This is a genomic window from Pseudomonas sp. F3-2 (genome assembly GCF_038804275.1).
In the GTDB taxonomy this organism is placed as follows: domain Bacteria; phylum Pseudomonadota; class Gammaproteobacteria; order Pseudomonadales; family Pseudomonadaceae; genus Aquipseudomonas.
On sequence record NZ_CP152388.1, the window covers coordinates 5,833,158 to 5,857,819 of the forward strand.

Sequence of the window (24,662 nt, forward strand, 5' to 3'; positions counted from 1 at the left end):
CTACGTCTGAGCAGACAACGCGCTGTGGGAATTGAGTGGTTGTTCCGCTGCTCTGGTTCCCGATTCGGACACACGCCGTAGGATGCGCCTCGCAGCCCGGCCCGCTGGTCATGGTTATCCTTCAACACGCCGCAGGACGCGGTGCCGTTATCAAGGAAAGTCATGTCGCTCGCTATCGTTCTGAGCCGCGCCCAAGTCGGCGTCGAGGCTCCCGCCGTCACAGTCGAGACGCACCTGGCCAACGGTTTGCCGACCCTGACGCTGGTGGGCTTACCCGAGGGCGCAGTGAAGGAGAGCAAGGATCGGGTGCGCAGCGCCATCGTCAACTGTCGACTGGAATTCCCGGCGCGGCGCATCACCTTGAATCTGGCGCCCGCCGATCTGCCCAAGGACGGCGGGCGTTTCGACCTGGCCATTGCTCTCGGACTTCTTGCCGCCAGCGCGCAGGTGCCGACCCTCGCCCTGGACGGCGTCGAATGCCTGGGTGAGCTTGCACTGTCTGGTGCCATACGCCCCGTTCAAGGCGTTTTACCCGCCGCGCTGGCTGCAAGGGCCGCCGGGCACACGTTGATCGTGCCAGCCGTCAATGCCGAAGAAGCGTGCCTGGCGTCCGGCCTCAAAGTGATCGCAGTCAGTCATCTGCTCGAGCTGGTGGCCCATCTGAATGGCCACACCGTCATCCCGCCGTACAAATCCAACGGTTTGATTCTCAAGACGCAACCCTATCCCGACCTGAGCGAGGTACAAGGGCAGACCGCCGCCAAACGCGCTCTGCTGATCGCGGCAGCGGGCGCCCACAATCTGCTGTTCAGCGGCCCTCCCGGCACGGGTAAAACGCTGCTCGCCAGTCGCTTGCCGGGGTTGCTGCCCCCGCTCGACGAGTTCGAGGCACTGGAGGTCGCGGCGATTCAATCGGTCGCCAGCCATGAGCCGCTGACGAGCTGGCCACAGCGACCTTTCCGTCAGCCTCATCACTCGGCATCCGGCCCTGCCCTAGTGGGAGGAGGCAGCCGGCCGCAACCCGGCGAAATCACCCTGGCTCATCACGGCGTGCTGTTTCTCGATGAGCTCCCGGAGTTCGACCGCCGCGTGCTGGAGGTTTTGCGAGAGCCCCTGGAATCGGGTCATATCGTCATTTCCCGCGCGCGCGATCGCGTGCGGTTTCCGGCGCGGTTTCAACTGGTCGCCGCGATGAATCCCTGCCCATGCGGCTATCACGGCGAGCCGACCGGCCGCTGCCGCTGCTCGACCGACCAGATCCAGCGTTATCGCAACAAGTTGTCTGGCCCGCTGCTTGACCGGATCGATCTGCACCTGACCGTCGCACGGGAAACCACGTCGCTTGCAGCCACTACGCACGCTGAAGAAACCAGCGCCAGCGCCGCGCAGACGGTGTCCGGCGCGCGCGAACGACAACACAAGCGTCAAGGCTGCGCCAATGCTTTTCTCGATCTTCCGGCCCTGCGCCAGCATTGCGCACTGCTGCCTGAGGACGAGACCTGGCTTGAAAATGCCTGCGAACGCTTGAACCTCTCCCTGCGTGCGGCCCACCGGCTGCTGAAGGTCGCGCGCACGCTCGCCGATCTGGAGCACGTGGATGCCATTTCCCGAAGTCACATCGCCGAAGCTTTGCAGTACAGGCCAACCACTGGGTGAAAGCGCTCATTGCCCGTATCTCAAATGAGATACATAGTGAGACTTTTGGAGGAAAAATAATGGCCACCCAGACTTCGATGCTGCACGTCCGAATTGACGAAGAGATCAAGGCACAGGCAGCAGACACGCTGGCTAAATTTGGGCTCACCGTGTCTGACGCAGTGCGCATCCTGCTTACCCGCGTTGCCAGAGAGGGCGCGCTTCCCCCCGGATTTACAAGCGACGCGGATGCCTACGACCGATGGTTCAAGGCAAAGGTGCGCGAAGCGATCGAAGACTCCAGCCCCAGGCTTTCCCATGAAAGCGTGATGGAGGAAGCAACGACACTACTCAAAAGGAAGCGTGGTGCTGACAGTTGAATGGAGCAAGCAGGCCAAGGCTGATCTGCTGGCGATTCTGGACCATATTTCTGATGACAACCCTGCGGCGGCCTGGCGCTTCAGAGATGAAATAGACATGCGAATAAGCCATTTGCCTGCTCATCCCCGACTGTACAAAGTAGGGCGAGAGCAAGGGACGAGGGAAATGGTTGTATTGCCTAATTATCTGGTGGTGTACGCAGAATGCGCGAACTGCATCAGTGTTCTGCGCATTCTTCATACCGCTCGACAGTGGCCACCTGCATCAGGTTGAGCAGCGCCACTGTATGAGCATTGATGCATCAATCGGTGGGCTGCATCACCTGAACCGATCCACTTCCTTACGCAAGTCTGCCGCCAGCGCATTGAGTTCCTGAGCCGTGACGGCGAGGTTCGACACCACTTCGCGCTGCTCGCTGTTCGCCAGTGCGATGCTTTGCAGATTTGCGCTGAGCAAGGTCGCAGTGTTGCTTTGTTCCTGGGTCGCCGTGGTGATCGACGCAAACTGCTCGCCTGCCGAGCGGCTCTGCTCATCGATCTGTGCCAGCGCTGCAGCCACCTTGGCGTTACGCGTCAGGCCTTCCTGCATCAGCGCATTGCCCTGCTCCATGGTATTGATGGCGTTGCTGGTCTCTTGCTGAATGCTGGAGATCATCCCGGAGATTTCGTCAGTCGCCTGTCGTGTGCGCGAAGCGAGGCTGCGCACTTCGTCGGCAACCACGGCAAAACCGCGCCCTTGCTCGCCCGCGCGCGCTGCCTCAATGGCTGCGTTGAGCGCCAGCAGGTTCGTCTGCTCGGCAATGGAGGTAATCACGCTGACGATGCCGCCGATTTCCTGCGAGCGCTGACCCAGCGTGTCGATGACGGCAGCCGTGCTGCCCAGCGACCCTGCAATCTGCTCCAGTGACGCGGACGCCTCTTCCATGGACGCACGACCGATACGGGTTTGCTGCGCATTGCCTTGGGCCATGCGCTCGGTGCTGCCCATGTTGTCGGCGATGGTCAGCGCCGTGGCACTGAATTCCTCGACGGCACCCGCCATGCTGGTGATCTCGCCCGACTGCTGCTCCATGCCTTCATACGCACCGCCGGACAGTCCGGACAACGCATGCGCACGACCACTGACTTCCTGCGCAGCGGTGCGAATGTGCGAAACCATGGTCTCCAGCGCCTGCCCCATTTTGTTGAAGCTGTTCGCCAATTGCCCGATCTCGTCATGGCTGGAGACGTTCAGGCGCACGCTGAGATTACCCGCGCCCAGCGCTTCGGCCTGATTCACCAGCTCCGACAGCGGACGCAGCTTGCTGCGCAGCAACCAGATCGCAGCGCTGACGGCGATCAACATCGCCAGCAGGCTGCCAATCCCCAGTTGAGTCCCGACACTCCACGTGACCGCGCTGATTTCAGCCTTCGGCATGATCGCCAGGATCGACCATGGCCCACCGGAGAAGGGCTCGGCGACGGTGTAGAACTGCTCGCCGCCGTCTTCCCAGAACTGGCCTTTACCGGGCGTTTTGACGAGGTCAGCCAAGGTATTGCTTGCCCGGTCCAGATCCTTCACGCCTGCAGGCGGCACGAGCCATTTGTTCTGCTCGTCCAGCAACGCCAACGAGCCAGTCGAACCGATGCGGAAGCTTTTAAGATTGTCGAACTGGGCTTTCTGGGCATCGGTGTAATCGAAGCCTACGAACAGCACCGCGATGACCTTGCCGCTCGCGTCACGCACCGGGCTGTATTGAGTCATGTACAAACGGTCGAACAGCGACGCACGCCCCACATAGCCCTGCCCCGCCAGCAAGCGTTCGTAGGCCGGATGTTTGTGATCGAGCACGGTGCCGATGGCACGGGAGCCGTCCTGTTTGCTCAGGGAGGTGCTGATCCGGACAAAGTCATCGCCACTGCGCACGAAGACCGTCGCGACACCCGCGGTCATCTTGCGGAAATCGTCAACCTCGGCGAAATCGTTGTTCAGCGCATTGCCATTAAGGAGCAATGCAGGCGTCTGCAGGCCCGCGACGGCTATCTGTTGATCGTTCTGAACGGTCAGTCCGCTGCCAAAGCGCTTTTCGAACAGCCCGCTCAGGCGCTGAGTACTGTCGCGCAGCGTGCTGTGGAACGTGTTCAGTTGATCCGCCAGCAACCGGGCTTCGCTGCCCATGTGCTCTTCACGAATGGTGAGGTTCGCCGAATCCAGTGAGCGCAAGGCAAACAATGTGCTGCCGCTGATGACGACGGCGAGGATTACGGCCAGGGCGATACCCAGTTGCGAGGCAATTCGGGCGCGAGGCTGTGGCATGGAAGCTCCTTTCCGAAGGACCGGATCATCCTGATCTCAGGAACACCATTCGGATCTTTTCTGATAGATGGAATCGATGAACCGATCAGAACAATCGGGTCTGCAATTACACATTCGGCTGACGAAAGAAATACTTGAGTCCTACGTGTGGTCTTAGGATAAAAGGTGTAACCGTATTTTGCAGCGCTTTAGCCATCTATTGGCCATCACTGCAGAATCGTGACCTGCGGCAGCTCCATCGCCTGCACTTCGCCCTGCAAAAAGTCGCTCAACCGACGCAGACGCTCGCCGCCGGGCCGGGTTTTTGGCCAGACGAGGTAGTAATTCTCGCCGCTGACAACCGCCGTTCGCCAAGGCAGGCTGAGGCGACCCTGTAGCACGTCCTCTGCGACCATCAACAGATCGCCCATGGACACGCCGTAGCCTCGCGCCGCAGCGATCATGCCCAGCTCCAGCGTGTCGAAAACCTGACCGCCCTTGAGCGAGATCTGATCGGACAATCCCATGCGCTCAAGCCAGCTGCGCCAGTCGCGACGGTCTGGCGTGGGATGCAGCAGCTCGGCGCTCGCCAGACGCTGGACATCCCACGGGCTGTCATCCAGCAAATTGGGCGCCCCCACAGGGATCAGCAATTCCGGGAACAGATAGGTCGCCTCCCAGTCCGGCGGAAAATGCCCTCGGCTGAGCAGCACGGCACAGTCAAACGGCTCCTGTGTGAAATCGACATTGTCGATGTCCATCCAGGCGCTGGTCAGCTGCACTTCGTTGCCGACCTGAAGATGACGAAAGCGACTCAGGCGCGCCAACAGCCAGCGCATGGTCAGTGTCGACGGCGCCTTCATGCGCAGAATGCCTTCCTCGGCCATCAAGGCGCTGCAGGCCCGCTCCAGCGCAGAGAAACCTTCGCGTATCCCCGGCAGCAACTCCCGCGCGGCCTCCGTCAATTGCAGGTTGCGCCCGTTGCGACGAAACAAACGGCAGGCAAAGTGTTCTTCCAGCGTGCGGATATGCCGACTGACCGCGCTCTGCGTGATCGACAGCTCTTCAGCGGCGCGAGTGAAGGATGCATGTCGCGCGGCCGCTTCAAAGGCCCGCAGCGCATAGAGCGGCGGAAGACTGCGGGACATGTGGCTCTCCTTCTGATTGGACAGGCGAAGACTTTATCGCAAATCCCAGGATGAGTTTTACTCATGCCAATGATCGTATTTATCCCTTTGTGCATTGGCGCCCGAATCACCAGAATGGGCTGCTCTAAAACGCCTTTTCCCTGAGCGCCACAAACATGCATCAGCACGCTTTCAAAGAACTGTGGATCATCCTGCGTCTGGCCGGGCCGCTGATTGCATCGCAGATGGCGCACATGCTGATGGTCTTCACTGACACGGTGATGATGGGCAAGCTTGGCCCGGACTCGCTCGCCGGCGGCGGCCTGGGCGCAGCCAGCTACAACTTTGTCTCGTTCTTTTGCGTAGGCGTGATGGCAGCCGTCGGCACGCTCGTGGCCATTCGTCACGGCGCCAACGATGCCGCCGGGGCAACCCGCCTGACGCAAGCCGGGCTGTGGCTGGCGTGGGGGATGGCACTGATCGCGGCACTTATTCTCTGGAATCTGGAGCCGATCCTGCTCAACTTCGGTCAGGACGAAGCGAACGTTCACATGGCCAGCCAGTTCCTGATCACGTTGCCGCTGGCGCTCCCGGGCCTGCTGAGCTTCATGGCGCTGCGGGGTTTCACCAGCGCTCTGGGGCGCGCCACGCCAGTCATGGTCATCAGTCTGGTGGGCGTCGCCGTCAACTTCGGCCTGAACTACGCCTTCATTCATGGCCTGTTCGGTCTGCCGCACTGGGGTCTGATGGGCATTGGTCTGGTCACGGCCATTGTCACCAACAGTATGGCGTTGGCGCTCGCCCTGCATATCCGCTACCACCACGCTTACGCCGCGTACCCGATCCACAATGGGCTGATGAATCTCTCGCGCACTTGCCTCAAAGAGCTTTGGCGGCTGGGTCTGCCGATTGGCGGCACCTACGCGGTAGAAGTCGGGCTTTTCACCTTCGCCGCGTTTTGCATGGGCGCCATGGGCAGCACGCAGATGGCCGCCCACCAGATCGCGCTGCAATCGGTGTCGATGGCATTCATGGTGCCCGTGGGTATCTCTTACGCGGTCACCATGCGCATCGGACTGCATTATGGCGCGGGCAATCTGCTGCTCGCGCGCACGGCGGGACGCATGGGGATCGGCTTCGGCGGATTGCTGATGCTGCTGTTCGGCCTGCTCTTCTGGGTAGCGCCCCATGCGGTCATCGGCCTGTTCGTGGACATCAACGACCCGACCTATCAAGGCGTGGTGGAATTGGCGGTCAAGCTGCTGGCGATTGCCGCCTGGTTCGAGATTCTGGACGGCACACAAACCATCGCGATGGGCGCAATTCGGGGCTTCAAGGATGCGAAGACTACCTTCCTGATCGGGCTGGCGAGCTACTGGATGGTCGGCGCGCCGCTGGCGTGGGGCCTCGGGTTTCCCGCTCAGCAAGGCGCGGTTGGCGTGTGGTGGGGTCTGGCGGTGGGCCTGCTGTGCTCGGCAGTGGCGCTGACCTACGCGTTCGAGCGCAAGAGCGCGCAATTACTGCGCAAGGAGGCCACGGGCGTCGTGGTGATGGGCTGACCCACGAACTGCGCGGCTTACAAGCCTCGGCTCAACCGCGCCTTGCCCTGATCGAACATCAGGTAGTCGAGCAGTTCCGGCAGCGCCAGCGGGTGGCTGATCAGATAGCCCTGAGCCTGATCGCAGTTGAAGCTGCGCAGCAGCGCCAACTGTTCCGGTGTTTCGACGCCCTCGGCCACAACTTCCAGACTGAGGTTATGCGCCAGATTGATCATGGCGTGCACCAGCTTGCGGTTTTCCTCGCGCTGCTCCATTTCTCCGACGAAGCTTTTGTCGATCTTCAACAGCGTGATCGGCAGGCTGTTCAAGTGGACGAACGACGAGAAACCGGTGCCGAAATCATCGAGGGAGAAACGCACGCCCAGTCTGCCCAACGCGTCCATGGTCTGTTTGACCAGATCACTGCGACGCATGACGGCCGTTTCAGTAAGCTCGAACTCCAGCCATTGCGCGTCGATGCCGCGTTCGGCTATCAGCCGGCTCAATGTAGCCAGCAGTTGGTTGTCCTGGAACTGGCGGAACGACAGATTGATCGCCATGTGCAGCGGCGGCAGGCCTTTCTCGCGCAGGGTCTGCATGTCGCGCAGCGCGCGCGAAATAACCCAGTATCCCAATGGGACAATCAGCCCGCTCTGCTCGGCCAGCGGTACGAACTCGCTGGGTGGCAGCAGACCTCGCTCTGCGTGACGCCAGCGCACCAGCGCCTCCAACCCCAGAATATGCCCGGTTTTCAGGCACAGCCGCGGCTGATAATGCAGCTCAAGCTCGTCGCGACGCAGCGCTCTGCGCAACTCGCTTTCCAGGTCGGCGAGGCTGCGGGCGTTGCGGTTGATGCGTTCATTGAAGACATGAAACGTGCAGCCCTGAATCCCTTTGGCCTGTTGCATCGCAATGTGCGCGTGCCACATCAACGGGTCGGCGCCGCCATCGGCACGGGCGTGAGCGATGCCCAGGCTGCAGCCGATCAATAGGCTTTCTCCGTCGACCCAGTAAGGCTCAGACAATGCCTCAGTGATGCGCTCGGCGACACATTCGGCCCGGCCTGACGCGCGTCGCGTGTCGATCAAAAGGGCGAACTCATCACTGCCCAGGCGGGCCAGTTGATCGCACGCTTCCAGCTGGCTTTTCAAACGCGCAACCACCTGCAGAATCAGCCGATCACCCGCCTGATGACCCAGCGCATCGTTTGCACGGCGGAAGTTATCCAGATCCAGATGCCCTAACGCCAGACCACGGCCATTAAACTCGGCCAGGCGCGCGGCGAGCAGCGTCTGAAAGCCCTGCCGGTTGGCGATGCCGGTCAGCGGATCCTGCTCGGCGAGGCGATTGAGCGTGTTTTCGAGCACACCGCGCTCGCGCACATGGCGCAAGCAGCGCCGCAGGCTTTGGGTCGTGAGCGTGTCACGCACGAGCCAGTCGCTGACGCCGATGGGATCGTGATCGGGTTCATCATCGAGCAACAACACTGTCGGCCAGTTGCATTGGCCAGCGGCCGGCTGCAATGCCACGGTGGTGAGCAGAATGCGCGATTGAAGGGGCTCGTCTGGATGGGCGATAGCTTCCCAGCTCGACGCGCAGTCAAGGATCGCGGCGTCTCCAAGCGGCGCCATGCACTCGCGCAGCAATGCCGGCCATTCGGGCGATTCCGCCAGAAGCAGCAAACGCAAGGGTTCGACAGGCGTAGACAAGCTAGCTCCCCACACAAACGAAAGACATTGGCGAGCCCTCAAACGAGGGTCGTCAAACGCGAGTATGAATCGCGCGATGCGCAAATGTAACAAAACGGCGAAATATAGATAGCGTGACGCATCACAGTGTCGGACGGTCGCTGCACAATCCGCCGACCCTGTTAAAATGCCCGCCCTTTTTACAAGCGATCCCATTTTTCCTCATGTCCCGACTCAATCCCCGGCAACAAGAAGCCGTGAACTACGTCGGCGGCCCTCTTTTGGTGCTCGCCGGTGCAGGCTCCGGCAAGACCAGCGTGATCACGCGCAAGATTGCTCACCTGATCCAGAACTGCGGCATTCGCGCGCAATACATCGTGGCCATGACCTTCACCAACAAGGCGGCGCGCGAAATGAAAGAGCGGGTCGGCACCCTGCTGCGCGCAGGCGAAGGGCGCGGCCTGACAGTGTCGACGTTCCACAACCTGGGTCTGAACATCATCCGCAAGGAGCACGCACGCCTGGGCTACAAGCCCGGTTTCTCGATTTTCGACGAAACTGACGTCAAGGCGCTGATGACCGACATCATGCAGAAGGAATACTCGGGCGACGACGGCGTCGACGAGATCAAGAACATGATCGATTCCTGGAAAAACGACCTGATCCTGCCCGCAGAAGCCCTGACCAACTCGCGCAATCCCAAGGAGCAGACCGCCGCCATCGTCTACACCCACTACCAGCGCACGCTCAAGGCGTACAACGCGGTGGACTTCAACGACCTGATCCTGCTGCCAGTGAAGCTGTTCCAGGAACACGCCGACATCCTCGAAAAATGGCAGCACAAGGTCCGCTACCTGCTGGTGGACGAATATCAAGACACCAACGCCAGCCAGTATCTGCTGGTGAAAATGCTCATCGGCACGCGTTGCCAGTTCACCGTGGTGGGCGACGACGACCAATCGATCTACGCATGGCGTGGTGCGCGGCCAGAAAACCTCATGCTGCTCAAGGACGACTATCCGTCGCTCAAAGTGGTGATGCTGGAGCAGAACTACCGTTCGACCAGCCGCATTCTGCGCTGCGCCAACGTGCTGATCTCCAACAACCCTCACGCGTTCGAGAAGCAGCTGTGGAGCGAAATGGGCCACGGCGATGAAATCCGCGTGATCCGCTGCAAGAACGAAGACGCCGAAGCCGAACGCGTGGCGGTCGAGATTCTCAGTCTGCACCTGCGCACCGACCGTCCATACAGCGATTTCGCCATCCTGTATCGCGGTAACTATCAGGCCAAGCTCATCGAGCTGAAGCTGCAGCACCATCAGATTCCCTATCGTCTGTCGGGCGGCAACAGCTTCTTCGGGCGTCAGGAAGTGAAGGATCTGATGGCCTACTTCCGCCTGCTGGTCAATCCGGATGACGACAACGCGTTCCTTCGGGTGATCAACGTCCCGCGTCGGGAAATCGGCTCGACGACACTGGAGAAACTCGGTAACTACGCCACCGAGCGCAAGGTGTCGATGTACGCCGCCACGGACGAAATCGGCCTGGGCGAACACCTTGACGGCCGTTTCACTGACCGTCTCAAGCGCTTCAAACATTGGATGGACGGTGTGCGTCAGCAATGCGCGACCCAGGATCCGATTGCGGCGCTGCGCAGCATGGTCATGGACATCGACTACGAAAACTGGATTCGTCAGAACAGCTCCAGCGACAAGGCCGCCGATTACCGCATGGGTAACGTGTGGTTCCTGATCGAAGCGTTGAAAAACACGCTGGAGAAAGACGAAGAAGGTGGCATGACCATCGAAGAGGCGATCGGCAAACTGGTCCTGCGCGACATGCTCGAACGTCAGCAGGAAGAGGAAGATGGCGCCGAAGGTGTGCAAATGATGACCTTGCACGCGTCCAAGGGCCTGGAATTTCCCTACGTGTTCATCATGGGCATGGAAGAAGAAATCCTGCCGCACCGCTCCAGCATCGAGGCGGACACCATTGAAGAAGAACGTCGTCTCGCCTACGTGGGCATCACCCGCGCCCGTCAGACGCTGGCGTTCACGTTCGCCGCCAAACGCAAGCAGTACGGGGAAATCATCGACTGTCTGCCGAGCCGCTTTCTCGATGAGTTACCGCCGGATGACCTCGCCTGGGAAGGCAACGATGACACGCCGACCGAAGTGAAAGCCGTACGCGGCAACACTGCGCTGGCGGATATACGGGCCATGCTCAAACGCTAAGCTTTGACAGACCCAAAACCACCGTTCAAATTTTTATTTCGCGCATTTGCGCCCTGAGGACCACCCACGTGGAAGCACTGCACAAGAAAATTCGCGAGGAAGGCATCGTACTTTCCGACCAGGTATTGAAGGTCGACGCGTTTCTCAACCATCAGATCGATCCGGTCCTGATGCAGCAGATCGGTGACGAGTTCGCCACGTTGTTCGCAGACTCAGGGATCACCAAGATCGTCACCATCGAAGCTTCAGGCATCGCGCCAGCGGTAATGACCGGTCTGAAGCTCGGCATTCCGGTGATCTTCGCGCGCAAGCATCAGTCGCTGACGCTCACCGAAAACCTGTTTTCGGCAACGGTGTATTCGTTCACCAAACAGACTGAAAGCACCATCGCGATCAGCACCCGTCACCTGAACAGCAGTGATCGCGTGTTGATCATTGATGACTTTCTGGCCAACGGAAAGGCGTCGCAGGCGCTCATTTCAATCATCAAACAAGCGGGTGCGTCGGTGGCCGGATTGGGCATCGTGATCGAGAAGTCATTCCAGGGCGGCCGTGCCGAGCTGGATTCGCAGGGCTATCGTGTGGAATCGCTCGCGCGGGTGAAATCGTTGAACGGTGGAGTGGTCACCTTCGTCGAATGATACCCCGCGCTCGTACAGCGCCTCACACCCAGTGTGAGTGGAGTTGCTCACGAAAGCTGGCCTTCGGACGCTGATGCATCTGTGAACGTAACGGCCCCTTCGTGAGCACGCTCGTTCCCTCAGGTCCTGTGTACCAAGTAGAACTGGAGATAGCTTATGAACATCGGCGAAAAACTGAGCGTTGAAGCCTTCTTCGACCCGCAGACCTCGACCATCAGCTACCTGGTCATCGACCGCTCGACAGGCAAAGCCGCGCTGATCGACAGCGTGCTGGATTACGATCCGAAATCCGGCCATACCCGCACGGAGTCTGCAGACAAGCTCATCGCTCGCGTGCGTGAACTGGCGCTTGAAGTGGAGTGGATACTCGAAACCCACGTTCATGCCGACCACATCTCCGCTGCTGCTTACCTGAAGGAACAGCTCGGCGGCAGCATCGCCATCGGCAGCCATATCACCCGCGTGCAGAAGGTCTTCGGCACGCTGTTCAACGCAAAGGGTGAGTTCGCACGCGACGGCAGCCAGTTCGATCAACTGCTGGAAGACGACGCATCGTTCGGCATCGGTACGCTTCGGGGCAAGGCGATGCACACGCCCGGTCACACGCCGGCATGCATGACGTACCTCATCGAGACCGAAGATGAAAGCGTCGCGTTCGTTGGCGACACGCTGTTCATGCCGGACTACGGCACCGCCCGCTGCGACTTTCCGGGCGCTGACGCTCGCACGCTGTATCGCTCGATCGGCCGGATACTCAGCCTGCCGCCGCAGACACGGCTGTACATGTGTCACGACTACCTGCCAAACGGCCGGGAGCTGATGTACATGACGACCGTCGCCGAGCAACGCGCCAGCAACATCCATATCCGCGAAGGCATCGATGAAGATGCGTTCGTCGAAATGCGCGAAAAACGCGACGCCACCCTTGAAATGCCGGTGCTGATCTTGCCTTCGGTGCAGATCAACATGCGTGCAGGTCATTTGCCGGAAGCCGAGGACAACGGCGTGCGCTATCTGAAGATTCCGATCAACGCGTTGTGAATAACTGGCGTACAGACCGATTGAAGAACCTTGTCATCGCGCACCTGAAAGTCTCTCTCAACTATGGATGAACACGAACTGATCGGAGCCGGCCTCGGCACGATCATCGGAGCGATATTGGCGCTGACCGGCGCAGGCGGCGGCATTCTTGCGGTCCCGCTGCTGGTGTTTGCCTTGCACTTGTCGATGGTCGAAGCCGCCCCGGTGGGACTGTTGGCGGTGGGGCTGGCCGCGGCAGTTGGCGCGCTGCTCGGCCTGCGACAAGGCATCGTGCGTTATCGTGCCGCGCTGTTCATCGCGATGATCGGTATTTGTTTTGCACCTCTGGGGCTGTGGCTCGCCCATCAGGTGCCGAATGCGCCGCTGGCGCTGGGATTTGCGCTGATATTGACGTATGCGTGCGGCCGCATTTATCGCAAGGCCGCTCACGAACTGCGTCACGGAAAGCCGCCGGAACGCGCGGATTTCCTGCCTTGTGTGCTGAACCCGCTTGAAGGTCGACTGCGCTGGACGCTGCCTTGTGCCCGTTCACTGGCAATCACGGGCGTGTGTTCCGGCGTGTTATCCGGATTGCTGGGCGTCGGCGGCGGGTTTGTCATTGTCCCCGCATTGACCCGTTACACCGATCTGGACGTCAAAAGCATCGTCGCCACATCGCTGACCGTAATCGCGCTGGTTTCCACAGCCAGTGTCGTGACCGCCAGCGTTAGCGGCGTAATGCACTGGACCGTCGGCCTGCCCTTCGCCGCAGGTGCAGTGGCTGGATTGCTGGCTGGACGGCAGCTGGCGGGCTTTCTGGCAGGCCCTCGGCTACAGCAGTTGTTTGCGATCAGCGGGTTCTGCGCGGCGGTCTTGCTGATCATCAAGACCCTGTCCTGATCACCCACATCGGTAAGAACGCGCCTCCCGCGATGATTGCATGTCTGTCACAGCCACGTTGACTGACATATCGCATTCGCGGGCAAGGAGGACCGCCACGCCGGTCGCTCCTACGGTGGGGAAAATTCAGACGTGAGTGGCCTGCAACCCTGCCAGCAACAGGCGCTGGTACAGCTCCTCGCGCAAGCCCTGTGGCCGATCCAGCCCCATGCGCTGCAAGTGCTCGGGAAACGCCTCACCCTCGGACGCTTCGAGCGTCGCTTTACCCAGCTCGATGATTTCAGTGAGCTTGAATTTGCTTTTGATCCAGTTCAAAGCCCGCAGCAAATCACGCTCCTCGGGCGTGAAGTCTGTGCCCAGCGGGTATTCGATGAACAGCGAGGCAAACCGGCCACGAATATCTTTCAGACGCTCCGGGGTGTTCTGCGTAAAGAGCGGGTCGAGACGGAAACCCTTCGGTAACTTGCCAGCCTTCTGCGCCTGATCGATCAGGCCGGGCTGAAAGCGTGAATCGCTGACATTGAGCAGCGCCTCAATGACCGCTGCGTCGGTCTTCCCGCGAAGGTCGGCAATGCCGTACTCGGTGACGACGATGTCGCGCAGATGCCGAGGGATGGTGGTGTGCGCGTAATCCCACACGATGTTCGAACTGACTTCCCCGGCAGATTCGCGCCAGCTGCGCAGGATCAGCACCGACCGCGCACCTTCCAGCGCGTGGGCCTGAGCGACGAAGTTGTACTGTCCGCCGACGCCGCTGACCACTCGCCCATCCGCCAGTTGATCCGACACCGCCGCGCCCAGCAGCGTGACCGTGAAGGCGCTGTTGATGAACCGTGCATCGCGACGCTGCGCACGCTTGAGCGCTTCATCGCCATACAGCTCATTGATGTAACTGATGGCCGTCATGTTGATCTGCGCCAACTGCGCGCTGGGCAGCTCGCGCAATCGCTCATAGAAACTGCGCGGCCCCAGGAAGAATCCGCCGTGGATCAGCACGCCCTCCGGATGCGCCGATTCGTCCAGCACACCGCTGTCTGCCAGTTGCTGCAGCGCGACATCCGGGTAAACCTTGCGCCGAATGATCCCGGCGTCGAGCAGCACCAACAGCCCGTTCACCAGCATCTCGCTACAGCCGTAAAGGCCGGTGGCGAATGGCATTACCCCGCCCTGCGCTTCAATCAGCGGCCGCCATGTGGAAATGCCGTCCAGCTCGGCGAGGCATGCGCGGTAGGTTTCGTTGTCTGCCTGACGTGCCAGCAACGCGGCGGTCAACGCATCGCCCATCGAACCGATGCCGATCTGCAAGGTGCCGCCATCGCGCACCAGCGTACTGGCGTACAAACCGATGAAATGGTCCTGGAAACCAACGGGCATATTCGGCGTGGAGAACAGCGTGCTGCGTTCTTCGTGCTCGATCAGCAGGTCGAACGTGTCGATATCAACCTCCGAATCACCCGGGATATAGGGCAGATCAGCGTGAACGTGACCCAGCAGCAAAATGCTCTCGCCTGCCGCTCGACGCTTTTCCAGCATCGGCAGCAGGTCGAGGGTGATGTCCGGATTACAGCTCAGGCTAAGGGTCCCCGGACGTGTCGAGTCGGCGGCCACCAGTTGCGCGACGAGATTCAGACCGCTGGCATTGATGTCCCGGGCCGCGTGGCTGTAGTTGCTGCTGACATAGTCCTGCTGCGCCGACGTGCTATTGAGCAGGCTGCCGGGCTGCATGAAAAACTGCTCGACCTGGACGTTGGAAGGGAGGTTGTCCTTGCGCAGATCGGCCAGAAAGTCGAGTTCGGGGTAGTCGCCAAACACCCGCTCCAGAAAAGGCTCCAGAAACCGGCCCTGCAAGCCATCGCCCGCATCCGGGCGACCCAGACACAACGCCGTATAGATCGTGAGTTGCCGCTCGGGAAGCGTTTTGATGCGCGCGTAAAGCGCGTTGGCAAACCGATTGGGCTTGCCCAGTCCTAGCGGCATGCCCAGACGAATATGCGCGGGTAACTCGGCCAGTACATGATCGACAGCTTGCTCGATCGAGCAGGAATGCGGCATCCGGCCTCTCCTGGTTTGTTATTCGATGGTGCTTGGACCGGGCATCGACGGGATTTGCTGCAAACCGTCAGGGAGGAAAGCCGATTTGATTCCGGGTGACCTGCGCAGGCGCAAGTTACCTTGCGCCGCAGTACAGTCGTCGAGCAGCTGCAGCATCAATCCCGGCGGGTATCAATCGCCACCAGCTTGTCTTCGATGAATTTCAGATGTTGAGAGGCGCCATTGCGCGGCCCGTAGACCCAAAGACTGACCTTTACGGCATTGAGCTTGGGCACTCCGTTGACTCGGGCAACCGGATTCTGGTCCTCGCTGCGATCAGGCGCCCCGCACTTCTCACGCACAACGCTCGCCGTGTCTCCCAGGCTGACCAGCGCTGTCCCGCAGCGCATGGTCGCGCTGGCAACGCCTGTGAACATCAACAACGAAAGTCCCGACAGCAGCAGTGATTTTCTGAACATGAAGCCTCGTTTCTGGCAATGCTCCCGGCGTGTTACAGCCCGGACATCTTCTTGATCGCACCTTTGAGCTCGTCATCCGAACAATCGGCGCAAGTGCCTTTAGGCGGCATGGCGTTGATGCCGGTGATGGCTTTGGCCAGCAGCCCGTCCAGCCCGCCCTGCTCCTTGGCGCGCTTGTCCCACTCCGCGTTGTCGCCAATTTTCGGCGAGCCCAGCAGACCGGTGCCATGACAGGCGTTGCAGTGTTTGCCGATGACATCGTCCGGACTTTTTGCGCCACCGCCGCCCGCGGTCGCGGCGACATCCATGCCCGGACATTCCTTGCCTTGAACACAGACTTGTCCGACAGGTTCGAGCCGTTTGGCGAGGTCATCACGGGTGGCGGCCTGGACCGCGAACGCCCAGAACGAAAGGAGTGCCACGACAGCCAGGATCTTATTAGTTATGTTCACGCTCTCACCCTCATGGTGGCTATACAGCGCCCGCGGCCACGGTATCGGCAGGTTGCGAAAGTATAGCGGGTCGCCCGGCGGCCTCAACGTCCCTCAAACCAGCAGGGTTATCGGCGCCGCAACCAGAGGCTCGCATGCCCTGGCCTGCCTTGAGGCCAGGGCATGCAAGGTGATGCGGGTCAGAAGTTCGCCGGCGTGGCGGCGCTGATCAGACGCGCCGGGACGTCGAACGGGTTGCGAAAGCGGTGCGGTCGGGTGCTCTCGAAATAGTAGCTGTCGCCCGCCTCGAGCACATAGGTATCGAGGCCCACCACCAATTCGAGTCGGCCCTCCACCAGAATTCCGGTCTCCTCGCCTTCGTGCACGAGCATCTCGTCGCCGGTGTCGGCGCCCGGCGGATAGACCTCGGATAGAAACGCAATGGCGCGGCCCGGATGGGATTTGCCCACCAGTTTCATGGTGACAGCGCCGTCGGAGATATCGATCAGTTCGCTGGCTTTGTAGACCACTTGGGTCGGATTTTCTGGCTCGAGCTCTTCGGAAAAGAACTCCACCATGGACATCGGTATGCCGCCCAGCACCTTGCGCAGCGAGCTGATCGAGGGACTGACGCTGTTCTTCTCGATCATTGAAATGGTGCTGTTGGTCACGCCCGCTCGTTTGGCGAGTTCACGCTGGGACAGACCTTTGAGTTTACGAATGGATTGCAGTCGTTCACCGACGTCCAATGCTGGAGTCCTCCTGATGATCGAGTGGGGTCAAGTGGTCGCCATCATCGCAACAGCGTTCAGTATTTACAACACTTGAGCCCCTTACCCGATCAGCAAAGGGACTAGCGGCCGCCATGGGCCACGGAGGGTGAACGACAGTCAGCCTGCTCGCGCGTGGTCAAGCCCCGGAATAGAGCCTCGGCAAGCGTTTCAGATTGCAGAATATCTGATAAGGGATGGTGCCGGCGCGGGCTGCGACGTCGCTCGCCAGCACGTTCTTCCCCCACAGTTCGACGCGACTGCCCAGGCCTGCACCCGGTACGTCGGTCAGGTCGACGCACAACATGTCCATCGACACTCGACCCAGCAACTGGCTGCGATGTCCGTCAATCATCACCGGCGTTCCGGTCGGTGCCTGACGGGGATAGCCGTCGGCATAACCCAAGGCCACAACGCCGATGCGCATAGTGCGCTCGGCAACGAACGCACCGCCGTAACCCACCGGCTCGCCGGCTGGCAGATCGCGCACGCAAATGACACGGGATTCCAGCGTCATGACAGGTTGAAGTCGATCCGCAACCGCCTGCGGCTGATCGAAGGGCGTTGTGCCGTACAGCATGATGCCCGGACGAACCCAGTCACTCGGTACATTGGGCCAGCCCATGACGCCCGGCGAATTGCGCAGGCTGACTTCAGCTGCCAATGCTCCGCGGGCTGATTGAAAAATCGCCACTTGCTCTTCAGTCCGCACGCTGTCCAGTTCGTCGGCACGGGCGAAGTGAGTCATCAGCACGACCTTCGAAGCCTTGCCACTCGCCAGAAGGCGCTGATACGCGGCTTGATAGTCGTCAGGATGAATACCGACGCGATGCATCCCCGAATCCATCTTCAGCCAGATGTTCAGCGGCTTGCCGACCGCAGTTTTTTCGATGGCTTCAAGCTGCCACAGCGAATGCACCACGCACCAGAAGTCGTGCTCGACGATCAGTGCCAGTTCATCGGCGTCGAAAAAGCCTTCCAGCAGCAGAACCGGCGCGTTGATGCCCGCTTGACGCAACTCCAGCGCCTCTTCGATACACGCCACGGCGAAACCGTCCGCTTCGGATTCCAGAGCCTGCGCCACACGCACCGCCCCATGCCCGTAAGCGTCGGCCTTGATCACGGCGAGCGCTTTTGCGCCTGTGGTTTCGCGGGCGAGTTGGTAGTTGTGGCGCAGGGCGGAGAGATCGATGAGGGCGCGAGCTGGACGCATGGCGGTGAGGTTCCGTGAAGGAAGTTGAGAACCTGCGGGAGTGAGATTGCTCACGAATGCGGCGAGGAAGACAACACATCTGCGTCGTCTCTCAGCACGCCTTCGCGACCAAGCTCGTATCCACAGGGACGGTGTTGGGTCAGCGATTCAAGGCAGTGCAGCGATGACCGACATTTCCACCAAGACATTCGGTGCGGCCATCTTCGCCTCGACGGTGGCGCGGGCAGGCGCGAAACCCTTCGGCAACCACGTGTCCCAGATGCCGTTCATGGCGGCGAATTGCGTGCCGATGTCATTCAGGTAGATCGTCACCGACAACAGCCGGCTCTTGTCGGTACCCGCAAGATCCAGCAGGCGCTCGATATTGCCCAGCACCTCGCGGGTCTGTTGCTCGATTCCCGCATTCAGGTCGTTAGCCACTTGCCCGGCAAGGTAAACGGTGCCGTTGTGGACAACGAGCTGACTCATGCGCTCATTGGTGAGCTGGCGCAGGATTGACATGTTTTGCGATCTCCCTGGAATTGCCGTAACGAGAAATATCAAGGCCTTCGGCGCTGATCTGAGGTTTCTTGCGGGCGATCAGGTCGGCCAGCAATCGGCCCGAGCCGCAGGCCATCGTCCAGCCAAGCGTACCGTGCCCGGTGTTGAGGAACAGATTGCGATACGGCGTGGCACCCACAATCGGCGTGCCGTCCGGCGTGGTCGGCCGCAAGCCGGTCCAGAAACTGGCCTGAGCCAAGTCACCGCCCTGAGGATAGAGGTCGTTGACGATCATCTCCAGCGTTTCGCGCCGGCGAGGATTGAGCGACAGATCGAAGCCCGCGATTTCCGCCATGCCGCCTACGCGAATGCGGTTGTCGAAACGGGTGATCGCGACTTTGTACGTCTCATCAAGAATGGTGGAGGTCGGCGCCATCTCAGGCCGGGTGATCGGCACGGTGAGCGAATAACCCTTGAGCGGGTAAACCGGCGCTTTGATCCCCAGCGGCTTGAGCAATTGCGGCGAGTAGCTGCCGAGGGCGAGCACGTAACGATCGGCCGTTTCCAGCTTGCCGTCGATGCGCACGCCGTTGATGCGGTCGCCGGCAAAATCGATCGACTCGATGGATTGCCCGAACCGGAACTCGACGCCCAGATTCACGCACATTTCGCCCAGGCGAGTGGTGAACAGCTGGCAATCGCCGGTCTGATCATTGGGCAGACGCAAGGCGCCGGCGAGAATATTGCTGACATTGGCCAGAGCGGGTTCGACGCGCGCGATACCAGCGCGGTCGAGCACTTCGTAAGGCACGCCCGCCTGCTGCAGCACGGCGATGTCTTTGGCCGCGTTGTCCAGTTGCTCCTGCGTGCGGAACAGCTGAGTCGTGCCCAGCGTACGCCCCTCGTATGCGATGCCGGTCTCGGCACGCAACTCGTCGAGGCAATCGCGGCTGTACTCGGACAGACGCACCATCCGCTCCTTGTTCACCGCGTAGCGATTCTGCGTGCAGTTACGCAGCATTTGCGCCATCCACAGGTACTGATCGATATCGGCAGTCGCCTTGATCGCCAGCGGCGCGTGGCGTTGCAGTAACCACTTGATGGCCTTGAGGGGGACACCCGGGGCAGCCCAGGGCGACGCATAACCCGGCGAAACCTGGCCGGCGTTGGCAAAGCTGGTTTCCATGGCTGCGGCTGGCTGACGGTCCACGACAGTCACTTCGAAGCCTGCACGAGCCAGATAATAAGCACTGGTGGTACCGATTACGCCACTTCCAAGGACCAGAACGCGCATGTTGATTCCCTCATCGCGGATATCCGCTGACGTTTTGATATTTAAAGCAAGGATGTGCGCAGTATAAAAAGCATCGAGCAGTGCTTTTCACTATATAAACGCCTATATTCGGATTTAAGTCTCGGCAACCATCGTTTTGGCAGAGGAGGTATTTCGATGCGCACTCAGCATCAATCAAAGCGTGAACTCGACAAGATCGACCGCAACATTCTGCGCATCCTGCAAAGCGACGGCAGAATCTCTTTTACCGAGCTGGGCGAGCGTGTGGGTCTGTCCACGACCCCATGCACTGAACGCGTCCGCAGGCTGGAGCGTGAGGGCATCATCATGGGCTACAACGCCCGGCTCAATCCGCAGAACCTGAAGGCTAGCCTGTTGGTCTTCGTCGAGATCAGTCTGGATTACAAATCGGGCGACACCTTTGAGGAATTCCGCCGGGCAGTCCTGAAGCTCCCGCACGTGCTGGAATGCCACCTGGTTTCGGGAGATTTCGACTATCTGGTGAAAGCTCGTATTTCGGAGATGGCTTCATACCGCAAATTGCTGGGCGACATCCTGCTGAAACTGCCGCACGTGCGTGAATCGAAGAGCTACATCGTGATGGAAGAAGTGAAAGAGAGCCTGAGCCTGCCAATCCCGGAGTGACGGACCCTGCGCACAACAGGATAGGCTCGCGCCCACAGACAGGGCTGCTCCGCCTTCATTGCGTCAAACCAGGACCTGCCGCGTCGATGCGATGAATTCATGCACCTGTTTCTCGACCCGCGGATGGATCAGCGTTTCCGGGCGGCGCCCGTTGGGGCATGGCAGGCGCTCAGTGGTTCCGAACAGACGGCAGATCAGCGGTCGCTCTTCGTAGACCGTGCATCCGTCGGGCCCCAGGTGAACGCAGTTCAACGCCTCAAGCGCGGCGTCCTGCTCGGCCGCTGTCTTACGTGGCAGTCGAGCCATTTCTTCGGACGACGTGGTCACCGGACCACAGCAATCGTGGCAGCCCGGCACGCATTCGAACGATGGAATCTGTCGCCGCAGATCGCGGATTTTCTGGCTGTTGCAGCCCATTGCGTGATTTTTCCCTGTGCTGGAGCCGCTATTGTGCCCCACTGTCGCCCAGCTCGACAGTCGCCGGCGTTCCTTGCCCCTGCAGCGCAGCGCGGCTACCCTCCGTAAAATTTTCCAAACAGTGCTCTCGGGATATCCAACATGAATGCTCGGCCTCCGCAGCCCGGCTCATCCAGCCACGTAGCGTCCTACTACGCCGCCAGCAGTCACACTCAACCTGCCTATCCGGTGCTTCTGGGCGAAGTCATCGCCGATGTGTGCGTGGTGGGCGGCGGGTTTTCGGGCTTGAACACCGCCATCGAGTTGGCCGAGCGAGGGCTGAGCGTCGTGTTGCTCGAGGCGCGCACCATCGGCTGGGGCGCCAGCGGACGCAACGGTGGGCAGTTGATCCGCGGCGTCGGCCACCATGTCGAGCGCTTCCAGAACGTGATCGGCAGCGAAGGGGTTCGCGAACTCAAGCTGATGGGGCTTGAAGCGGTGGAAATCGTTCGTCAGCGCGTCGCCCGGCACCAGATCGATTGCGATCTGACATGGGGTTACTGCGACCTTGCGAACAAGCCCAAAGAATTCGACGGGTTTGCCGAAGATGCCCAGGAACTGCGAGGCCTGGGGTATCGGCATGAGCTGGAACTGATCGACGCCACACAGCTTGGCAGCGTCATCGGCTCGACCAACTATGCAGGCGCAATGCTGGACATGGGCTCGGGGCATCTACATCCATTGAACCTGGCCATTGGCGAAGCCGCCGTTGCGCAGTCTCTGGGGGTGCAGCTGTTCGAGCACTCAGCCGTGACGCGCCTGGAGTATGGCGCGCAGGTCAGGGTTCACACGGCACAAGGTCTGGTCAGGGCGCAGACGCTGGTGCTGGGATGCAACGCGTATCTCAACGAGCTTGATCCCGATTTGAGCGGGAAAGTCTTGCCCGCCGGCAGTTACGTCATCGCCACCGAGCCGCTTGGAGAAGAGCTCGCCCGGCAACTGATCCCGCGCAACACTGCGATGTGCGACCAGCGAGTGGCGGTGGATTATTTCCGCCTCTCAGCGGACCGGCGGCTGCTGTTCGGCGGGGCCTGTCACTATTCCGGGCGCGACCCGCAGGACATCGGCGCGTACATGCGGCCCAAGATGCTGAACGTGTTCCCGCAGCTCAAGGATGTGAGGATCGATTATCAATGGGGCGGAATGATCGGTATTGGCGCTAATCGCCTACCGCAGATCGGGCGACTGCAGCGTCATCCGAATGTGTATTTCGCTCAGGCGTATTCCGGACACGGCCTGAATGCCACGCATCTGGCGGGCAAACTGCTGGGTGAAGCCATCAGCGGCCAGCACAGCGGCGGCTTCGACCTGTTCGCCAAAGTCCCGCACATGACGTTCCCCGGCGGCAAGCATCTGCGCTCGCCGTTATTGGCCCTGGGAATGCTGTGGCACCGGATGAAAGAATTGCTGTAATCCCGGTTCATTCGGGAGAGCGAACGCCTTTACGAAACAGCGTCGGGCATGGATTTGCATCGTGGCGAACAGTCGTTCGCAAGCGCATTCGCTTTCACAAGAACTGCGATTCATCCTGAAAGATTCAGTCGGCATTACTCCCTCCAGAACGGCTTGAGCCCTTCCTGGCGCGCCTGCTCGTAGCTCAAACCAATGTCTTTGAGCTGCTCGGCGCTAAGGTTCAGCAACGCCCGCCGGGTGCTCCGGCGGTGTTGATACAACCCCAAGAGTCCCAGCCCGCGCGGGGCGTTGGTCCTGACAACGTCTTCCTGACTGCGTTGAAGTTCTACTGCATACAGACTTAACCGGACATCACTGATACCGCTCATTTCCAGACACCTCATCATGGGTTTCGTGTGATTCCATGATGCGTTCGTATGGAAAACCATTACAGATCCAAAAAATTCTAATTTTTTGCATACAGATTCCGCACTTCGATGCCTGAATGCTGTATTTTCGCCTTATCTGTATTGGTCAGCCGCCAGACCGAAACCTTGGAGTACGCCATGACCCTTTACGTCAATCTCGCCGAACTGCTGGGCACTCGTATCGAGAACGGCTTTTACCGGCCGGGCGATCGACTGCCCTCGGTTCGCGCCCTGAGCCTTGAACACGGGGTCAGCCTGAGCACCGTGCAGCAGGCGTATCGGTTACTGGAAGACAACGGCCTGGCGTCGCCCCGTCCGAAATCGGGATACTTCGTGCCAGCCGGACGCACGACCCCGGCGCTGCCCGCTGTCGGACGTCCCGCGCAGCGCCCTGTGGATATCTCGCAGTGGGAACAAGTGCTCGAACTGGCCGAAGCCATTCCCAGCCCTGACGTCGTGCAACTGGCGCGCGGCATGCCGGATATCACCAGCCCGACGTTGCGTCCCCTGACTCAGGCGCTGGGCAAGATCAGCCGCCGCATGGACATGCCGGGCCTGTATTACGACAACATTCATGGCACTCAATGCCTGCGCGAACAGATCGCCCGGCTGCTGCTGGACTCAGGCACCAACATCGACCCCGAAGATTTGGTCATCACGACCGGCGCTCAAGAAGCGCTCGCCGTAAGTATCCGTTCTATCTGCCAACCGGGCGATATCGTGGCAGTGGACTCCCCGAGCTTTCATGGCGCCATGCAAGCGCTCAAAGGCTTCGGCATGAAAGCCCTGGAAATCCCGACAGACCCCATTACCGGCATCAGCCTGGACGCGCTGGAGCTGGCACTCGAACAGTGGCCCATCAAAGCCATACAGCTGACGCCCAACTGCAATAACCCGCTGGGCTACATCATGCCGGAGGAGCGCAAGCGCGCGTTGCTGACCCTGGCGCAGCGCTTTGATGTGGCAATCATCGAAGACGACGTGTATGGCGACATGGCCTACACCTATCCGCGCCCGCGCACGATCAAGTCCTTCGACGAAGACGGCCGTGTCCTGCTGTGCAGCTCGTTTTCGAAAACCCTGGCGCCCGGACTGCGCGTCGGCTGGGTGGCGCCGGGCCGTTATCTGGATCGCGTGCTGCACATGAAATACATCAGCACCGGCTCCACCGCGACTCAACCGCAGCTCGCGATCGCGGAGTTTCTTCAGGCCGGGCATTACGAGCCGCACATGCGCCGCATGCGCGGGCAATATCAGCGCAGCCGGGACGTCATGACCGATTGGGTGACGCGCTATTTTCCCGAAGGCACTCGAGTCAGCCGGCCACAGGGCGGCTTCATGCTCTGGGTCGAACTGCCGGAAGATTTCGACTCGCTGAAGCTCAATCGCGCCTTGCAAGGTCAGGGAGTCCAGATCGCGGTCGGCAGCATCTTTTCCGCGTCGGGCAAATACCGGAACTGCCTGCGCATGAACTTCGCAGCCAAGCCGACAGCCCGAATCGAAGACGCGGTTCGCAAAGTCGGCGCAGCGGCAAAACAACTACTGGCACACACCGATTCCGCCTGACATAACCTTTTGCAGAATGTGCGGTCATATCGCCATGGT

Annotated in this window: 23 protein-coding genes; 11 read left to right on the forward strand and 12 right to left on the reverse strand. The window is 60.4% G+C overall.

The genetic code is table 11. The features are described from left to right. Positions 1–162 precede the first annotated feature (162 nt). The 3 genes from AAGQ88_RS26045 to AAGQ88_RS26055 are packed head-to-tail and all read left to right on the forward strand — an operon-like array spanning position 163 to position 2,289. On the forward strand, positions 163–1,656 hold the full coding sequence (locus tag AAGQ88_RS26045; protein ID WP_342654001.1) for a YifB family Mg chelatase-like AAA ATPase: 1,494 nt from the start codon (positions 163–165) through the stop codon (positions 1,654–1,656). Between the two features lie 59 nt (positions 1,657–1,715). Further along, complete coding sequence (locus AAGQ88_RS26050; protein WP_285422931.1) at positions 1,716–2,015, forward strand: type II toxin-antitoxin system RelB/DinJ family antitoxin; 300 nt, start codon at positions 1,716–1,718, stop codon at positions 2,013–2,015. Further along, the gene (locus AAGQ88_RS26055) at positions 2,002–2,289 is read left to right on the forward strand and encodes a type II toxin-antitoxin system RelE/ParE family toxin (RefSeq protein ID WP_342654002.1); all 288 of its coding nucleotides are present in this window, start codon (positions 2,002–2,004) and stop codon (positions 2,287–2,289) included. The genes AAGQ88_RS26050 and AAGQ88_RS26055 overlap by 14 nt, the downstream gene beginning before the upstream one ends. 45 nt (positions 2,290–2,334) lie before the next feature. On the opposite strand, the gene AAGQ88_RS26060 is transcribed toward AAGQ88_RS26055, so the two are convergent. Then, positions 2,335–4,311: a methyl-accepting chemotaxis protein gene (locus AAGQ88_RS26060; RefSeq protein ID WP_342654003.1), complete on the reverse strand. Its 1,977-nt coding sequence runs from the start codon at positions 4,309–4,311 to the stop codon at positions 2,335–2,337. 206 nt (positions 4,312–4,517) lie between these two features. Next, complete coding sequence (locus AAGQ88_RS26065) at positions 4,518–5,438, reverse strand: LysR substrate-binding domain-containing protein (protein ID WP_093466190.1); 921 nt, start codon at positions 5,436–5,438, stop codon at positions 4,518–4,520. Positions 5,439–5,593: 155 nt separating this feature from the next. Here AAGQ88_RS26065 and AAGQ88_RS26070 point away from each other — a divergent pair, with 155 nt between their 5' ends. Further along, a complete protein-coding gene (locus tag AAGQ88_RS26070) occupies positions 5,594–6,976 on the forward strand; it encodes a NorM family multidrug efflux MATE transporter (protein WP_342654004.1) in 1,383 nt (460 codons plus the stop codon). A 17-nt stretch (positions 6,977–6,993) separates the two neighbouring features. On the opposite strand, the gene AAGQ88_RS26075 is transcribed toward AAGQ88_RS26070, so the two are convergent. Further along, on the reverse strand, positions 6,994–8,664 hold the full coding sequence (locus AAGQ88_RS26075; RefSeq protein ID WP_342654005.1) for a bifunctional diguanylate cyclase/phosphodiesterase: 1,671 nt from the start codon (positions 8,662–8,664) through the stop codon (positions 6,994–6,996). Positions 8,665–8,867: 203 nt separating this feature from the next. On the opposite strand from AAGQ88_RS26075, the gene rep reads away from it, so the two are divergent. The 4 genes from rep to AAGQ88_RS26095 all read left to right on the forward strand — a co-directional run bounded on the left by rep (position 8,868) and on the right by AAGQ88_RS26095 (position 13,438). Beyond that, positions 8,868–10,877: a DNA helicase Rep gene (rep, locus tag AAGQ88_RS26080; protein WP_342654006.1), complete on the forward strand. Its 2,010-nt coding sequence runs from the start codon at positions 8,868–8,870 to the stop codon at positions 10,875–10,877. A 68-nt stretch (positions 10,878–10,945) separates the two neighbouring features. Then, complete coding sequence (locus AAGQ88_RS26085; RefSeq protein ID WP_342654007.1) at positions 10,946–11,518, forward strand: xanthine phosphoribosyltransferase; 573 nt, start codon at positions 10,946–10,948, stop codon at positions 11,516–11,518. 156 nt (positions 11,519–11,674) lie between these two features. Beyond that, positions 11,675–12,559: an MBL fold metallo-hydrolase gene (locus AAGQ88_RS26090; RefSeq protein ID WP_285422925.1), complete on the forward strand. Its 885-nt coding sequence runs from the start codon at positions 11,675–11,677 to the stop codon at positions 12,557–12,559. 63 nt (positions 12,560–12,622) lie between these two features. Continuing rightward, complete coding sequence (locus tag AAGQ88_RS26095; protein ID WP_285422924.1) at positions 12,623–13,438, forward strand: sulfite exporter TauE/SafE family protein; 816 nt, start codon at positions 12,623–12,625, stop codon at positions 13,436–13,438. A gap of 126 nt (positions 13,439–13,564) precedes the next feature. On the opposite strand, the gene AAGQ88_RS26100 is transcribed toward AAGQ88_RS26095, so the two are convergent. The 7 genes from AAGQ88_RS26100 to dadA form a co-directional block, all read right to left on the reverse strand. Further along, positions 13,565–15,490 carry an acetyl-CoA hydrolase/transferase C-terminal domain-containing protein gene (locus AAGQ88_RS26100; RefSeq protein WP_342654008.1) on the reverse strand — a complete coding sequence of 642 codons (1,926 nt, stop codon included), beginning with the start codon at positions 15,488–15,490 and terminating at the stop codon, positions 13,565–13,567. Positions 15,491–15,645: 155 nt separating this feature from the next. Beyond that, a complete protein-coding gene (locus AAGQ88_RS26105) occupies positions 15,646–15,948 on the reverse strand; it encodes a DUF2845 domain-containing protein (RefSeq protein WP_342654009.1) in 303 nt (100 codons plus the stop codon). Between the two features lie 32 nt (positions 15,949–15,980). Further along, complete coding sequence (locus AAGQ88_RS26110; protein ID WP_285422921.1) at positions 15,981–16,400, reverse strand: c-type cytochrome; 420 nt, start codon at positions 16,398–16,400, stop codon at positions 15,981–15,983. Positions 16,401–16,579: 179 nt separating this feature from the next. Further along, a complete protein-coding gene (locus tag AAGQ88_RS26115) occupies positions 16,580–17,128 on the reverse strand; it encodes a cupin domain-containing protein (RefSeq protein ID WP_093466220.1) in 549 nt (182 codons plus the stop codon). 160 nt (positions 17,129–17,288) lie between these two features. Beyond that, positions 17,289–18,362 (reverse strand): alanine racemase, encoded by a 1,074-nt coding sequence (gene alr / locus AAGQ88_RS26120; protein ID WP_342654010.1) that lies wholly within the window; start codon positions 18,360–18,362, stop codon positions 17,289–17,291. A gap of 147 nt (positions 18,363–18,509) precedes the next feature. Further along, positions 18,510–18,863 carry a RidA family protein gene (locus tag AAGQ88_RS26125; protein ID WP_342654011.1) on the reverse strand — a complete coding sequence of 118 codons (354 nt, stop codon included), beginning with the start codon at positions 18,861–18,863 and terminating at the stop codon, positions 18,510–18,512. Beyond that, positions 18,835–20,136: a D-amino acid dehydrogenase gene (dadA, locus tag AAGQ88_RS26130; RefSeq protein ID WP_342654012.1), complete on the reverse strand. Its 1,302-nt coding sequence runs from the start codon at positions 20,134–20,136 to the stop codon at positions 18,835–18,837. The genes AAGQ88_RS26125 and dadA overlap by 29 nt, the downstream gene beginning before the upstream one ends. A 156-nt stretch (positions 20,137–20,292) precedes the next feature. Between dadA and dadR the strand changes: the two genes are divergently transcribed. After that, entirely contained in the window at positions 20,293–20,781 is a 489-nt protein-coding gene (gene dadR / locus AAGQ88_RS26135; RefSeq protein ID WP_093466232.1) for a transcriptional regulator DadR, read from the forward strand. A gap of 63 nt (positions 20,782–20,844) precedes the next feature. Here the strand turns inward: dadR and AAGQ88_RS26140 are convergent, their stop codons facing one another. After that, a complete protein-coding gene (locus tag AAGQ88_RS26140) occupies positions 20,845–21,198 on the reverse strand; it encodes a YkgJ family cysteine cluster protein (protein ID WP_285422917.1) in 354 nt (117 codons plus the stop codon). A gap of 141 nt (positions 21,199–21,339) precedes the next feature. On the opposite strand from AAGQ88_RS26140, the gene AAGQ88_RS26145 reads away from it, so the two are divergent. Further along, the gene (locus AAGQ88_RS26145) at positions 21,340–22,650 is read left to right on the forward strand and encodes an FAD-dependent oxidoreductase (RefSeq protein WP_342654013.1); all 1,311 of its coding nucleotides are present in this window, start codon (positions 21,340–21,342) and stop codon (positions 22,648–22,650) included. Positions 22,651–22,784: 134 nt separating this feature from the next. Here AAGQ88_RS26145 and AAGQ88_RS26150 read toward each other — a convergent pair whose 3' ends face one another. Further along, on the reverse strand, positions 22,785–23,018 hold the full coding sequence (locus AAGQ88_RS26150; protein ID WP_342654014.1) for a DUF1127 domain-containing protein: 234 nt from the start codon (positions 23,016–23,018) through the stop codon (positions 22,785–22,787). Between the two features lie 177 nt (positions 23,019–23,195). On the opposite strand from AAGQ88_RS26150, the gene AAGQ88_RS26155 reads away from it, so the two are divergent. Further along, entirely contained in the window at positions 23,196–24,623 is a 1,428-nt protein-coding gene (locus AAGQ88_RS26155) for a PLP-dependent aminotransferase family protein (protein WP_342654015.1), read from the forward strand. Positions 24,624–24,662 lie beyond the last annotated feature (39 nt).

Coding starts and splice junctions, on each gene's coding strand:
- alr (WP_342654010.1), bottom strand. CDS start 18,362: ATGCGTCCAGCTCGCGCCCTCATCGATCTCTCCGCCCTGCGCCACAAC.
- AAGQ88_RS26125 (WP_342654011.1), bottom strand. CDS start 18,863: ATGTCAATCCTGCGCCAGCTCACCAATGAGCGCATGAGTCAGCTCGTT.
- AAGQ88_RS26065 (WP_093466190.1), bottom strand. CDS start 5,438: ATGTCCCGCAGTCTTCCGCCGCTCTATGCGCTGCGGGCCTTTGAAGCG.
- rep (WP_342654006.1), top strand. CDS start 8,868: ATGTCCCGACTCAATCCCCGGCAACAAGAAGCCGTGAACTACGTCGGC.
- AAGQ88_RS26150 (WP_342654014.1), bottom strand. CDS start 23,018: ATGAGCGGTATCAGTGATGTCCGGTTAAGTCTGTATGCAGTAGAACTT.
- dadA (WP_342654012.1), bottom strand. CDS start 20,136: ATGCGCGTTCTGGTCCTTGGAAGTGGCGTAATCGGTACCACCAGTGCT.
- AAGQ88_RS26060 (WP_342654003.1), bottom strand. CDS start 4,311: ATGCCACAGCCTCGCGCCCGAATTGCCTCGCAACTGGGTATCGCCCTG.
- AAGQ88_RS26070 (WP_342654004.1), top strand. CDS start 5,594: ATGCATCAGCACGCTTTCAAAGAACTGTGGATCATCCTGCGTCTGGCC.
- AAGQ88_RS26155 (WP_342654015.1), top strand. CDS start 23,196: ATGACCCTTTACGTCAATCTCGCCGAACTGCTGGGCACTCGTATCGAG.
- AAGQ88_RS26100 (WP_342654008.1), bottom strand. CDS start 15,490: ATGCCGCATTCCTGCTCGATCGAGCAAGCTGTCGATCATGTACTGGCC.
- AAGQ88_RS26105 (WP_342654009.1), bottom strand. CDS start 15,948: ATGTTCAGAAAATCACTGCTGCTGTCGGGACTTTCGTTGTTGATGTTC.
- AAGQ88_RS26140 (WP_285422917.1), bottom strand. CDS start 21,198: ATGGGCTGCAACAGCCAGAAAATCCGCGATCTGCGGCGACAGATTCCA.
- AAGQ88_RS26050 (WP_285422931.1), top strand. CDS start 1,716: ATGGCCACCCAGACTTCGATGCTGCACGTCCGAATTGACGAAGAGATC.
- AAGQ88_RS26095 (WP_285422924.1), top strand. CDS start 12,623: ATGGATGAACACGAACTGATCGGAGCCGGCCTCGGCACGATCATCGGA.
- AAGQ88_RS26145 (WP_342654013.1), top strand. CDS start 21,340: ATGAATGCTCGGCCTCCGCAGCCCGGCTCATCCAGCCACGTAGCGTCC.
- AAGQ88_RS26090 (WP_285422925.1), top strand. CDS start 11,675: ATGAACATCGGCGAAAAACTGAGCGTTGAAGCCTTCTTCGACCCGCAG.
- AAGQ88_RS26045 (WP_342654001.1), top strand. CDS start 163: ATGTCGCTCGCTATCGTTCTGAGCCGCGCCCAAGTCGGCGTCGAGGCT.
- dadR (WP_093466232.1), top strand. CDS start 20,293: ATGCGCACTCAGCATCAATCAAAGCGTGAACTCGACAAGATCGACCGC.